Origin of the sequence: Martelella mediterranea (genome assembly GCF_021021415.1) — a bacterium.
Lineage (GTDB): Bacteria > Pseudomonadota > Alphaproteobacteria > Rhizobiales > Rhizobiaceae > Martelella > Martelella mediterranea_C.
This window is the reverse complement of record NZ_JAINWJ010000004.1, coordinates 295,352-307,952: the sequence shown is the minus strand read 5'-3', so window position 1 is coordinate 307,952 and position 12,601 is coordinate 295,352. Positions and strand designations below refer to the sequence as shown.

12 protein-coding genes are annotated in these 12,601 nt (G+C 62.0%); 5 read left to right on the top strand and 7 right to left on the bottom strand.

Annotation, left to right across the window (positions count from 1 at the left end):
- Positions 1 to 281: aquaporin (locus tag K7H91_RS03200; protein WP_230718760.1), on the top strand; the 281-nt coding region annotated here is incomplete at its 5' end.
- A gap of 67 nt (positions 282 to 348) precedes the next feature.
- Here the strand turns inward: K7H91_RS03200 and K7H91_RS03195 are convergent.
- Positions 349 to 1,992: an alpha-glucosidase family protein gene (locus K7H91_RS03195; RefSeq protein WP_230718759.1), complete on the bottom strand. Its 1,644-nt coding sequence runs from the start codon at positions 1,990 to 1,992 to the stop codon at positions 349 to 351.
- A 186-nt stretch (positions 1,993 to 2,178) separates the two neighbouring features.
- Between K7H91_RS03195 and K7H91_RS03190 the strand changes: the two genes are divergently transcribed.
- Positions 2,179 to 3,210 (top strand): glycosyltransferase family 4 protein, encoded by a 1,032-nt coding sequence (locus K7H91_RS03190; protein ID WP_269065904.1) that lies wholly within the window; start codon positions 2,179 to 2,181, stop codon positions 3,208 to 3,210.
- A 3-nt stretch (positions 3,211 to 3,213) separates the two neighbouring features.
- Here the strand turns inward: K7H91_RS03190 and der are convergent, their stop codons facing one another.
- From der to K7H91_RS03160, 6 genes are all read right to left on the bottom strand, one after another.
- Positions 3,214 to 4,641, bottom strand: coding sequence for a ribosome biogenesis GTPase Der (gene der / locus K7H91_RS03185; protein WP_230718758.1), 1,428 nt, complete (start codon positions 4,639 to 4,641; stop codon positions 3,214 to 3,216).
- A gap of 68 nt (positions 4,642 to 4,709) precedes the next feature.
- Positions 4,710 to 5,396 (bottom strand): tetratricopeptide repeat protein, encoded by a 687-nt coding sequence (locus tag K7H91_RS03180; RefSeq protein ID WP_230718757.1) that lies wholly within the window; start codon positions 5,394 to 5,396, stop codon positions 4,710 to 4,712.
- Positions 5,397 to 5,488: 92 nt separating this feature from the next.
- On the bottom strand, positions 5,489 to 6,076 hold the full coding sequence (locus K7H91_RS03175; protein WP_230718756.1) for an NnrU family protein: 588 nt from the start codon (positions 6,074 to 6,076) through the stop codon (positions 5,489 to 5,491).
- Between the two features lie 135 nt (positions 6,077 to 6,211).
- Entirely contained in the window at positions 6,212 to 7,486 is a 1,275-nt protein-coding gene (gene sbmA / locus K7H91_RS03170; RefSeq protein ID WP_230718755.1) for a peptide antibiotic transporter SbmA, read from the bottom strand.
- A 118-nt stretch (positions 7,487 to 7,604) separates the two neighbouring features.
- Entirely contained in the window at positions 7,605 to 8,366 is a 762-nt protein-coding gene (map, locus tag K7H91_RS03165) for a type I methionyl aminopeptidase (RefSeq protein WP_230718754.1), read from the bottom strand.
- A gap of 13 nt (positions 8,367 to 8,379) precedes the next feature.
- Positions 8,380 to 9,426 (bottom strand): LLM class flavin-dependent oxidoreductase, encoded by a 1,047-nt coding sequence (locus K7H91_RS03160; RefSeq protein WP_230718753.1) that lies wholly within the window; start codon positions 9,424 to 9,426, stop codon positions 8,380 to 8,382.
- Positions 9,427 to 9,633: 207 nt separating this feature from the next.
- Here K7H91_RS03160 and K7H91_RS03155 point away from each other — a divergent pair, with 207 nt between their 5' ends.
- The 3 genes from K7H91_RS03155 to xdhA all read left to right on the top strand — a co-directional run bounded on the left by K7H91_RS03155 (position 9,634) and on the right by xdhA (position 12,600).
- A complete protein-coding gene (locus K7H91_RS03155) occupies positions 9,634 to 10,140 on the top strand; it encodes a hypothetical protein (RefSeq protein WP_230718752.1) in 507 nt (168 codons plus the stop codon).
- Between the two features lie 189 nt (positions 10,141 to 10,329).
- Positions 10,330 to 11,106: a 3-hydroxybutyrate dehydrogenase gene (locus K7H91_RS03150; RefSeq protein WP_230718751.1), complete on the top strand. Its 777-nt coding sequence runs from the start codon at positions 10,330 to 10,332 to the stop codon at positions 11,104 to 11,106.
- Between the two features lie 30 nt (positions 11,107 to 11,136).
- Positions 11,137 to 12,600 carry a xanthine dehydrogenase small subunit gene (xdhA, locus tag K7H91_RS03145; protein WP_230718750.1) on the top strand — a complete coding sequence of 488 codons (1,464 nt, stop codon included), beginning with the start codon at positions 11,137 to 11,139 and terminating at the stop codon, positions 12,598 to 12,600.
- Position 12,601 lies beyond the last annotated feature (1 nt).

Here is a 12,601-nt window from a genome sequence, read left to right as displayed (position 1 = left end):
CCGCTTTAACAATAGGCCGTTTTCAACAAACAATCCTCGGCTCCACCGCCGCGGCCGCGCCCGCCGGCTTCGCCGGCCTCGCGATCGGGCTGACGCTCGTCGCGATCCACCTTGTCGGCATTCAGGTGACCGGCGTTTCGGTCAATCCGGCCCGCAGCTTCGGCCCGGCCCTCCTGGCGGGCGGCCATGCACTGGCGCAGCTCTGGCTGTTCATCGCGGCGCCGCTTGCCGGCGGCGTCATCGGCGCATTGCTTTATCGCTTCAAGGCGCTGGAAGACTGAGCGCATGGCGGACGCCTTTGGGCGTCCGCCGCTTCATAGTCAAAACGATCCGAGCAGCGGAACCGCCTCAAACCCGCGCGCAAAACCCGTCGAACGCGCCGAGCTCCACCTCGGCGCCGTTCAGCACGCCCGTCATGCCCGGAAGATCGACGGATTTGACGTGATCGACGGTCATCTGCAACGGCACTTCCTGCGGCGTGTCGGCGAAGTTGAAGATGAACAGCAGGGTTTCCTTGCCCTTGCTGCGGGTAAACATCAGCACGTCGTCATTGTCGCAGTCGTGAAATTCGATATCGCCGTCAAACAGCGCATCGTACTCGCGGCGAAAGGCGAGCGTGGCCCGGTAATGGCTGTAGACCGAGTCGGGTCGGGGCGCCTGTTCGAACACCGAAAGCGGCAGATGGGCTTCCGGCACTGGCAGCCACGGCTTCTCGGCAGTGGAAAACCCGGCATCGGGCGGCACATTGCTCCACGGCATCGGCGTGCGGCAGCCGTCGCGGCCCTTATACGACGGCCAGAAGCGGATGCCGTAGGGGTCGCGCAGATCCTCGAAGGCAAGCTCCGCCTGCGGCAAGCCAAGCTCCTCGCCCTGATACAGGCAGATCGAGCCCCTGAGCGTCGCCAGCACCGAGATGGCGAGCCTTGCGACCGGCTCGCGTTCGGCCTCGGTTTTGGCGAAACGCGAGACATGGCGATCGACATCGTGGTTGGAAAACGCCCAGCACACCCAGCCATCCGACACCACGGTGAAGAAATTCTCCACGCATTTGCGGATATGGGCCGGCGAGAAATCCGGGCCCAGGAAATCGAAGGTGTAGCACATATGAAGCTTGTCGTTGCCGGCGGTATATTCGGCAACCGTCTTCAATGAGCGCGCGCCATCGCCGACCTCGCCCACCGAGGAGCGGTCGTCATACTCATCGAGCAGCGCCCGGAAACGCTTGAGGAAACCGATATTCTCCGGCCGTGTCTTGTCATAGATGTGCTTCTGGAAACCGTAGGGGTTCACATCGGGGGCATCGAGGCCAGCGGCATCGTCATCTTCCAGCATTGGCGGGTTGTCGCGCAGCTTGTCGTCGCAGAAGTAATAGTTGACCGTATCGAGGCGGAAGCCATCGACCCCGAGATCGAGCCAGAACCGGACCGCGTCGAGCAAAGCATCCTGCACCGCCTCGCAATGAAAGTTGAGATCGGGCTGGCTCGTCAGGAAATTGTGCATGTAATACTGCTTGCGGGTGCCATCCCATTCCCAGCCCGGGCCGCCGAAGATCGACATCCAGTTGTTGGGCGCAGTACCATCGGGCTTGGCATCGGCCCAGACATACCAGTCGGCCTTGGCATTGTCCTTGCTCGAACGACTTTCCGTAAACCAGGGATGCTGGTCGGAAGTATGCGACAGCACCTGATCTATGATGACCTTCAGGCCGAGTCTGTGGGCCTCGTCGACCAGCGCCCTGAAATCATCAAGCGTTCCGAACATGGGATCGACATCGCAATAGTCGGAGACATCATAGCCCATGTCAGCCATTGGCGACTTGAAGAAGGGCGAAAGCCAGATCGCGTCAACGCCGAGCTCGGCCACATAGGTGAGCCGCCGGGTGATGCCGGGCAGATCGCCAATGCCGTCGCCTGTGGTATCCTGAAAGGAGCGGGGATAGATCTGGTAGATGACGCCGCCACGCCACCAATTGCCGGTATTGCCGTCCGTCATTGAAAATTCCCTGGTCGAAACGTCTAAAGATGAGCCTATCTCCGCGATCGCCTGAGGTAAATGCGGCGCGGCATTTCTTTTGCAACGCACAATCACGGCGAAAGTGCCACTGTAATATGACTGACATATGCGCGGGCTAAAGCGGCTGAAACCCGCAAATGCCTTTTGTCAAAGGACATTCCGTGAATGCCTGAACCGGTGAAGAGACTGACTGTCATCTCGGATGCCTGGCATCCGCAAGTCAACGGCGTGGTTCGGACTATCGAGAACACCAATCGCGAGCTTGAGAAAATGGGCATGGCGGTGACGATGATCACCCCGGACATGTTCCGCAATATGGGCATGCCCACCTATCCGGAAATCCGTCTGGCGCTGGCGAGCTACCGCCACGTGGCCCGCCTGATCGAGGAAAGCCGGCCTGATTACATCCATATCGCCACCGAAGGCCCGCTCGGCTACAAGGCGCGGCGCTGGTGCCGCAACAGGAAGCACCGCTTTTCGACGAGCTACCATACACGGTTTCCGGAGTATGTTTCCGCGCGTCTGCCCATCCCGGCAAGCTGGCTCTATTCCGTGATGCGCAATTTCCACAATGCCGGCAATGGCTGCATGGTCGCCACCGAAAGCCTCGCCCGTGAGCTTGAGGACCACGGCTTCAACAATCTGATGAACTGGAGCCGTGGGATCGACAACACGCTGTTTTATCCCCGTCCGAAGACGGATACCCCGTTCGGCGGCCTGCCCCGGCCGATCTTCCTGACGGTCGCGCGCGTGGCGGTGGAAAAGAACATCCAGGCGCTGCTCTCCCTCGACCTGCCGGGCAGCATCGTGATCGTCGGCGATGGCCCCGCGCGGCGCGATCTCGAGCAGAAATATCCGAAGGCCCATTTTCTCGGCATGCTGAGCGGCGACGAACTGGCCGAGGCCTATGCCGAGGCCGATGTCTTCGTCTTCACCTCGAAGACTGACACCTTCGGCAACACCATCATCGAGGCATTGTCGTCGGGCATTCCGGTGGCGGCCTACCCGGTTACCGGCCCGGCCGATATCCTCGGCGGCCACGAACAGGCGGGCGCGCTTGACGAGGACCTCGGGGCCGCCTGCCTGAAAGCGCTCGATTGCTCGCCGGAAAAGGCCCGCGAACTGGCCTCGACCTACACCTGGGAGGCAGCCGCCGCCCAGTTCCATGACAACGTCATCCGCGCGCATGACGGCTGAGTTTCAGCGCTTCTTCTTGCGCTTGTGCTCGAACGGGTTCTCGCCGGCACGGAAGTGGATGCGGATCGGGACGCCCGGCATCTCGAAATCATTGCGCAGGCCGTTGGTCAGGTAGCGGATGTAGCTTTCCGGCACCGCATCCGGGCGCGTGCAGGAAATCATGAAGCCAGGCGGCCGGGTCTTCACCTGGGTCATGTATTTCATCCTGAGCCGCCTGCCGGAAACGGCCGGCGGGGGATGGCTAACGGTCTGATGGTCGAGCCAGCGGTTGAGCCGCGCCGTAGAAATGCGCCGGTTCCAGACCTTGTCGGTGTCGGCGATCGCCTGCATCAGCTTGTCGAGGCCGGTGCCGCGCTCGCCGGAGATCGGCACGGCGCGGATGCCGCGCGCCTGCGGCAGAAGCCGATCGGTCTTCTCGCGCAGATCGGCAAGCACGGCCTGGCGATCCTCGATCATGTCCCATTTGTTGAAGGCGAGCACGGCGGCGCGGCCCTCGCGCAGCACCAGATCGACGATTTGGAGGTCCTGCTTTTCGAACGGGATCGTCGCGTCGAACACGATCACCACGCATTCGGCAAACCGGATCGCGCGCAGAGCGTCGGAAACCGAGAGCTTTTCGAGCTTCTCCACCACCCGCGCCTTGCGACGCATGCCGGCGGTATCGAAAAGCTTGATCGGCCGGCCGCGCCATTCCCATTCGACCGAGATCGAGTCGCGAGTGATGCCGGCTTCCGGGCCGGTCAAGAGCCGTTCCTCGCCAAGATAGCGGTTGATCAGCGTCGACTTGCCGGCATTCGGCCGTCCGACGATCGCGACCCGAAGCGGCTTGCTGTCGTCATAGGGCGCCGCCTCTTCCGGATTGTCGGCCTCTTCCTTGGTCAGCATTACATCGGACAGGGCTTCCTCGGCGGGCTCTTCCTCGGGGAAAGCGCGCTCCTCGCCGATCGCTCCGACGATAGCGTCGCGCAGATCGTGCATGCCCTGGCCATGCTCGGCGGAAATCGGGCAGGGTTCGCCAAGCCCGAGCGTGAAGGCATCGTAGAAGCCGGCGTCCGAGCCGCGCGCCTCGGCCTTGTTGGCGACCAGCACCACGGGCTTGCCCCGGCGGCGCACCATTTCGGCGAGCGTATTGTCGGCGGGTGTCAGCCCGGCCTTGGCGTCGATGACGAACAGCGAAAGGTCGGCCTCGTCGATCGCCGCCTCGGTCTGGGCGCGCATGCGCCCCGGAAGCGTGTCGGCGGCGGCCTCTTCAAGGCCGGCCGTGTCGATGATGGTGAAACGCAGATCCGCAAGCCGCGCCTCGCCCGGACGGCGGTCGCGGGTCACGCCGGGCGTGTCGTCGACAAGCGCCAGCTTCTGTCCGACCAGACGGTTGAACAGCGTCGACTTGCCGACATTGGGTCTTCCGACGATGGCGACCTTGAAACTCATGAAATGTTTCTCCTGGCGGTCATGTCCCGCCGCTTTTTCGCGCGCTTCGCCTCGCCGCGAAAGACGTGTCAGCCGGCCGCGGTTTCGGCGACATTGCCGTCGGCGGTCATCACTTCGAGCATGATCTGGGCGCGGTTCAGCACGTTGCGCGGGGCTTCCGGGTCGTTGGCAATCGCCTCGAACCATTGCTGCGCGCGGGTGTAATCCTTCAGCCGGTAGGCCGACAGGCCGAGTATTTCGCGCGCGGAGAAGCGGAACGGATTGCCATCATTCGACAGTTCTTCAACCTCGGCGGAAACCTGCTCATAGGTGCCGGTATCGACCAGCAGCCAGCCGGCGCGCAGCTTGGCCGCATCGCGGATCGCTTCCGGCACGGAGCGGTCCTTGCCGATCGACGAGAAGGCCGAGATCGCCGCGGCGGTGTCGCCCGCTTCGGAAAGCAGGGTGGCGGCGCGCAGTTGCGCCAGCACCGGATAGGAGCCGTGGCCTTCCTGCTCAAGCTCAGCCAGCGTCTGTTCGGCGGCATCGAGGTCGCCGGCCTCGATCTGGTTCAACGCGGTGAGGAACACGTCGCCGGACCTCGCCGCCTCGCGGGACTGCCAGTATTCGTAACCGCGCCAGCCGGCCGTGCCGACCACGAGAATGACGGCAGCCGCGATCAGGATCTTGCCGTAACGCCGCCAGGCGTCGCGCATCCTGTCGGATCGCAATTCCTCATTCACCTCGCGGATAAAGCTGTCGTCCTGATTTGCCATTCCGTCACTCCGGCATGCATTTTGTTACGTGCCGGGCCTTCTAACCGTTTTTTCGCTCTGTTGTAAGGGCAAAAGGCGCTTCGCCGCACCGATTATGCGGCGAACTGGATCGGCACGCCGATCAGCCAGACATGCAGCTTCCAGATGAACAGCCCCCACAGCACGATGCCGAGGATAAAGGCATAGGCGTCATAGCGCGCCGAGACGAACGGCTTGCGCGTCAAAAGCCCTGCCCGCTCGCGGCGCGCCAGCGAGATGCGCAGGATCACCGCCCAGATCAGGATACCGGCAAACAGGATGACCGAGGCCGCCTCGCCATTGGCCAGAAGGTGGGCGAGCGCCCAGATCTTGACCGACAGCACCATCGGATGCTTGGCGATCCGCGCGATCTTTCCTGGCGGGAAGAAGCTCGCCGAAAGACAGATCATCGCGATCAGCATCAGCAGGATCGTGATGTGGGCGAGCCAGAAGGGCGGCGTGTAGAGCACGATGCCGCTTTGGCGCGCCTGACCGAAGGCGAACACCAGAAAGACGAACTCGGCAAGCGCCGCCAGCGAAAACAAGCCCTTCCACGGGTTCTCGCCGATCCGGTCGATGATCGACTGGCGAAACCCCGGCGCGAAGGCGTGAACGAGATGGGTTCCGGTAAACAGCAGAACCGCGATTATGAGCATGACCATGAAGGAACCCCGAAAGAACAATCCACCCGGCGCCACCATAAGCCGGAAGCGCGCAATTTAGAAGTGTTCCAGTCGAAGTCGCGACAGGCCAATGGGACGGACGGGAACGGGCGACAACCTCGTCCAGTTTCAGGCTCACCCCTCGGGATGCGTTTCCACCACGTCGCCGCCGGGCTCCTGATAGTCCTCTTGGTCGATCTCGGGCAGTTTCTGGCCGAAGATCGCGGCCTCGAAGGCGGCAAGACGCTTGTAGATCGAGATCAGCTCGATGATCGTCGACCATGACATGACGAGATACTGGAACGAGCTTGCCACCTGCCCGAACGCCGTCACGATCTGCTGCACGAGACCATAGGTCACAGCACCCGCCACGATCGCCGGAACGAGGATGAAATAGGCGAAGATATTGTCGGCCTGCAGGTAGAGCGAGCGGGCGAGGTTGAAATAGGTGTAGTGCAGGTAAAGCCGGAAATAGTTGCGCCGCACATTGTTGAACAGTTCGACCAGGGTCTCCGGCTGGGCGCGGTCGGCATGGTCCTCGCCATAGACGAGTTCCTTACGATAGGCGGCCTCCACGCGCTGGTTGCGAAATTCGAGCCCCGGCAGCTTGACGCCGACCACCACCATCAGGATCGTGCCGAACAGCGACCAGAAGATCGCCGCGGTAAACAGCGGCGCCGGGATTGCGCCGACGATCGGCAGTTCGGTGACATATTGCGACAGCGAGAACAGCACCGGCAGGAAGGCGATCAGCGTCATCACCGAATCGATCATCGAGACGCCAAGGCCTTCCATGATCGAGGCGAAGCGCATCGTGTCTTCCTGCACGCGCTGGGATGCGCCCTCGATGTGGCGGACGCGCTCCCACATGCCGGTGTAGTAATCGTTCATCGCCGTGCGCCAGCGGAAGATATAGTGGCTGACGAAGAAGCGCGTGACGATGAACAGCGTGACGGACAGGAAGGCGATCTGCAGGAAGATCAGCATCAGCGTGTAGAAATCCTGGGCGGTAATGCCGGCCTCGCCCTGCAGCGCTGCCTGCAGCGTATCGCCGAAGGGCCGGCGCCAGTTGTTGATCGCGACCGATATCTGCACCGAGAAATAGGTGATGAAGATGATCAGCTGCGAGCCCCAGACCGACCAGAGCTGCCACTTGCGATTATCGCCGACAATCCACCAGAACACGCCGAAAATGACCGAGAATACGGCGTAGTAGAGATAGAACCAGAGAAAATCCGGCGTGAAGAAATGCGCAAGCCCGATCGGTTGGTCGCCCTCGGGAAACGGCTTGAACCCGATGCTGACGCCGAGTTCGCGGACCACGCCGTACCAGCCGGCGATGGCGACCAGGGTCCATATCAGAGCGGAGAGGAAAAACCATTTCGGCCGGGGAAAGAATGACTGAAACAAGAGCAGGCCTTCCGGAAATGTTTGCGCTTTCGCAAGTCTTACGGCATTTCGCTTAATAAAGAGAAATTAAAGATAATTAAGGTGCCTCACATTCCCGTGGGCAGTTGCCGCGGCTAATTTACCCTGCGGCGCCCTCGCCCAGGGTCAGCACCAGCGGCCCGTTGCGGGTGGCCACGATCGTATGCTCGAACTGGACGGTGAGCGCGCGCGGCTGGGAATAGAGCACCCATTCGCGGTCTTCCTCTTCCGCCCATTCCCCGCCGAGCGACAAAAACGGCTCGACGGTGAACACCTGACCTTCGGCGATGATCCGCCGCTCGGCCTTGTCCGGCCAGGTGGAAAGCTCGGCAGGCTCCTCGTGCAGCGAGCGGCCGATGCCGTGGCTGGCGAGGTTCTGAATCAGCGAATAACGGTTCTTGCGCGCGAAATCGCCGATCGCGTTGCCGATCGCGGCAAAGCCGCCGCCGGGCTTGACCTGGTTGATCCCGGTCCACATCGCCCGCTTGCCGTCGCGGCAGAGCCGCTTGACCTTGGATGTGACCGGCGGCACGGCGAAGGAGGCGCCGGTATCGGAGAAAAAGCCGTTCTTTTCGGCCGAGACGTCGATATTGACGAGGTCGCCCGCAGCAATCACCCGGTCGCCGGGAATGCCGTGGGCCACTTCCTCGTTGACCGAAATGCATGTGGCGCCGGGAAACCGATAGGTCACTTCCGGCGCCGATTGCGCACCGTTCTGCTCCAGGAAAGCGCGACCGATATTGTCGAGTTCGAGCGTCGTGATGCCCGGTTCCAGCGCTGCGGCCATCTTTTCGATCGCGGTGGCACAGATCCGGCCGATATCCTTCAGCGCGGCCAGTTCTTCCTCAGTCTCGACAATCATGGGATGCTTTCTTTTAGACCGGCTCTCCCTGAGCCAACATTTCCTTCACCATCGGCGCGACCTTCGTGCCGAACAGTTCGATGGCATGCAACACTTCGTCATGCGGCACAAGCCCGACGGCGAACTGGATCATGAACCGGTCGAGCCCCATGATGCGCTGATGGGCGACGATCTTCTTCGCCAGCTCCTCCGGCCCGCCAACGAAAAGCGCGCCTTCCGGACCTCTGGTCGCATCATATTGCGCCCGGCTCTGCGGGCCCCAACCGCGCTCGCGCCCGATCCGGTCCATCACCGCCTTTTGCGGCTCGTAGAAGATGTCGGCGGCCTTTTCGGTGGTATCGGCGAGAAAACCGTGGACGGAGATCGCGCGCTTCAGCTTTGCCGGATCGTGGCCCGCCTGCTCGCCGGCCTTTTTGTGGAGATCGAACAGCGGCGCGAACCGGCGCGGCTGGCCACCGAGAATGGCGATGATCAGCGGCAAGCCGAGAAAGCCGGCGCGCGCCATCGACTGCGGCGTGCCGCCAGCGGCAATCCACACCGGCAGCGGGTCCTGCACCGGACGGGGATAGACCGGCAGGTTGTTGATCGGCGCACGCGTCTTGCCCGACCATGTCACGGTCTCGTTGTCGCGCAGCTTCAGCAGCAGATCGAGCTTTTCCTCGAACAGCTGATCATAGGCTTCCAGCGGATAGCCGAACAACGGGAAACTTTCGATAAAGGAGCCGCGCCCGGCCATGATCTCGGCGCGGCCGCCCGACAGCAGATCGACGGAGGAGAATTGCTGGAAGACCCGCACCGGATCGTCCGAAGACAGGATCGAGACCGCGCTGGTGAGGCGGATGTTTTCGGTGATGGTCGCAGCCCCCGCCAGAACCGTGGCCGGCGAGGAGACCAGATAGTCGACGCGGTGGTGCTCGCCAACGCCGAAGACATCGAGCCCGACCTTGTCGGCGAGCTTGATCTCCTCCATCAGGTTCTTCATCCGCTTTTCGGCCTCGCGGCCGCGATCGATGCCTTCGGCCGGATCGACATCGGCAAAGGTGAAAACGCCCAGTTCCATACTCATCCTTTCAAGCGCGTCGTGTCGCTTCAGCTTGGTTTACTCAGCATATGGAGCAATCATGAGCGAATGTCATGGCCCTGCCCGGGGTGACGGATTGTTCAGGCTTTGTGACCGCGCTGTCTCCCGACGCCTCTTCAGGTTGCGCCGCCTGCATTTCCATCACAAGATGTCCCAAGGAAAACGGCCCGGGGAAAGCAGGTCGCAATGGAGTATTCCGAGTGCGAGGCGTCGCTGGGCTGCATCATCCTGATGGCGCCGATGGCCGGTCTGACCATCGGCATCCTTTACATCTTTGTTGTCGCGGTCCTCGACATCATGCAGGCCAATCTGCACTCCTATTTCCGAACCGTTATCGCCGCTCTTTTTCCGTGGGTGGCAGCGCCGAAGGATGACGGCGGGAAAGACGGCCACCTGCGCTACGCCCTGCGTTCCGTTTTGGGCGTTAGCGCGATGATGGCGATAGTGGTGACGTTTTTGGTGTTCTTTGGGCTCGATTCCGACAGGATCACCTTTTCCGCCGTGCTTGCAACCAGTCTCGTCGCCGTGGGCACGCTCGCCAGGCAGGGCTTCTCGTTTACGCTGAGATGGCCTTCCCGCGACTTCGAATGGCGCATCTATCCCGTAGCATCCCTCGTCTGGCATATAAGGGCGGGACTGTGGTGCACGATGTTTTTCTGGTTCATGCGGTTTGCTCAGGAAGTCGACCTCTAGGGACAAACCGATAAAAAAGGCGCCTGAACCTCACAGCAATTGCGAGTGAGACGACTCGAACGCATTTTCGAACCGTTTGGTCAATTTTTCCCGAACCGGCTGCATTCGCGCCTCTTCAGGCGATTGCATGGATTGCTGATTGCGCATAACCTTTCCGGCAAAACACCAAGAACGGGAATGGACTGAAGAATGGCGCGGACTGTCGTGATTACCGGCTCCACCAGCGGCATCGGGCTCGGCATCGCCGAAGGCTTTGCGGCGGCGGGCGACAATATCGTGTTGAACGGCTTCGGCAACCAGGCGGAGATCGATGCCGCGGTCGAACACATTGGCGCGCTGGGTGTCGGCGCGGTGATTCACCACCCCGCCGACATGACGAAGCCGGACGAGATCGAGGCGATGATCGCGTCCGCCGCGGATACGTTCGGCGGCATCGATGTGCTGGTCAACAATGCGGGCATCCAGCATGTCAGCCCGATCGAGGATTTTCCGCCGGAAAAATGGGACCGGATCATCGCCATCAATCTGACGAGTTCGTTCCACACCATCCGTCACGCCGTGCCGCTGATGAAGAAGGCGGGTTCGGGCCGCATCATCAATCTGGTTTCCGCCCACGGCCTGGTCGCCTCGCCCTTCAAGGCGGCCTATGTCTCGGCCAAGCACGGCATGATGGGGCTGACCAAGACGGTGGCGCTGGAGCTTGCCGAACACAAGATCACGGTCAACGCGATCTGTCCCGGCTATGTGCTGACCCCGCTGGTGGAGGCGCAGATACCCGACACAGCGAAGGCGCGCGGCATGACCGAGGAACAGGTGAAATCGGAAGTGCTGCTCGCCGCCCAGCCGACGAAGGAATTCGTGACCGTCGAGCAGATCGCCGCGACCGCGCTTTATCTGGCAAGCGATGCGGCGGCCCAGGTGACCGGCACCCATATTTCGATCGATGGCGGCTGGACGGCCAAGTGACGCTCGAACGAGCGGAATGAAGGACAATTGATGACGATACGGTTCATACTGAACGATGAGGAAATTGCGCTTGACGCGCTGTCGCCCTCGGAGACGCTGCTCGACTATCTGCGCATCAAGAAGCGGCTGACCGGCTCCAAGGAAGGCTGCGCGGAGGGCGATTGCGGGGCCTGCACCGTGCTTGTCGGTCGGCTGACGCGCGGCAGACTGGTCTATGAAACCGTCAATGCCTGCATCCGCTTCGTGGCCTCGCTCAACGCCACCCATGTGGTGACAATCGAGCATCTGGCGGCGAAGGACGGCACGCTGCACCCGGTGCAGCAGGCGATGGTGGACCTCAACGGTTCGCAATGCGGCTTCTGCACGCCCGGCATCGTGATGTCGCTCTATGCGCTGTGGATGGAAAACGAGAAGCCGTCGCGCTTTGCCATCGAAAAGGCGTTGCAGGGCAATCTCTGTCGCTGCACCGGTTACGAGCCGATCGTGAAGGCCGCCGAGAAGGCCTCGGCTATCCGCCCCGATGCCGCCTTCGATGCGATTGCCCGCGAGCACGACCAGGTAATGGCAAGGCTTGCCGGCATGAAGACGGATGCCACGATCACGGTCGGCGACGACAGCAGTCGTGCCATCATTCCGGGCTCGATCGCCGCACTCGCCGATACGCTGAAGGAATACCGCGACGCCACGATCGTGGCAGGCTCGACCGATGTCGGGCTCTGGGTCACAAAGCAGATGCGCCGGCTCAACCCGATGGTGTTCATCAATCAGCTCGAAGAGCTGCAGACCATCACCGAGACCGATACCGGCTTCATCATCGGCGCGGGCGTCACCTATTCCGAGGCGCTTCCGGCGCTGACGGAAAAAATCCCGGCCTTTTCCCGGCTGATCTTCCGGATCGGCGGCGAGCAGGTTCGCAATATGGGCACGATCGGCGGTAATGTCGCCAATGGTTCGCCGATCGGCGACACCCCGCCCGCCCTGATCGCGCTCGGCGCCACACTGACGCTGCAATCAGCGGATGGCACCCGCACCATCGCGCTGCAGGATTATTTCCGCGACTATGGCAAGCAGGACCGCCGGCCCGGCGATTTCGTGCTGTCGCTCACCGTGCCGAAGCCCGCGAAGGACAGCCATTTCGCCGTCTACAAGGTTGCCAAGCGCCGCGAGGAGGATATTTCCGCCGTCTGCGGCGCGTTCTATCTGAAGCTTGCCGAGGACGGCACGGTCGCGACCATCCGCATCGCCTATGGCGGCATGGCGGGGATACCCAAGCGCGCCTCCCATGTGGAGGCGGCGCTTTCCGGCAAGCCGTGGAACAGCGAAACGGTGGAAGCGGCCCGCGCGGCCTTCGAGGACGACTACCAACCGATGACCGATATGCGCGCCACCGCCGCCTATCGCATGCTGACGGCGAAGAACCTTTTGACGCGGTTCCTTCTGGAAACCGGCGGCGACGCGCAGGAACTGCGTCGTTTCGCGGAAGAGGAGGCGTAAG